Source organism: Aequorivita sp. CIP111184, assembly GCF_900489465.1.
In the GTDB taxonomy this organism is placed as follows: Bacteria; Bacteroidota; Bacteroidia; order Flavobacteriales; family Flavobacteriaceae; genus Aequorivita.
Window position 1 is genome coordinate 1 of sequence record NZ_UEFQ01000021.1, and the last position, 352, is coordinate 352.

Genomic DNA, 352 nt, shown 5'->3' on the forward strand with positions numbered 1-352 from the left:
TTTCTCTAGAGAGATGTTGGTCTTGTTAACAAGGTTCACAACATTGCTAGCTGGGTTTGGATATAAAGCAATTCCAGCGTCCAAAGAATTTTGGTTCACCCCAAGGATGGATTCAATTGTAAGTTCAAAGTTACAGTTTGAAGTGTTTCCATACTCATCAGTAGAAGTCAAGTTGATAGTGTAAACACCATCAGACAAGCTTGTACCTGGAGCAGGATCCTGGGTAGTAATTGTTACAGGGTCTGTACAGTTATCAATTGCAGTAGCTTCGCCAGTTGCAAAATAATCAGGTACAATGTAGAACAAGTTACCTGCTCCTGGATCAACAGTTTGATCTGCTGGACAAGTAATT

1 protein-coding gene is annotated in these 352 nt (G+C 40.1%); it reads right to left on the minus strand.

The annotated features are described in order from the left end of the window. The coding region (locus AEQU1_RS09300; RefSeq protein ID WP_146743737.1) for an HYR domain-containing protein at positions 1-352 on the minus strand (352 nt) is incomplete at both ends.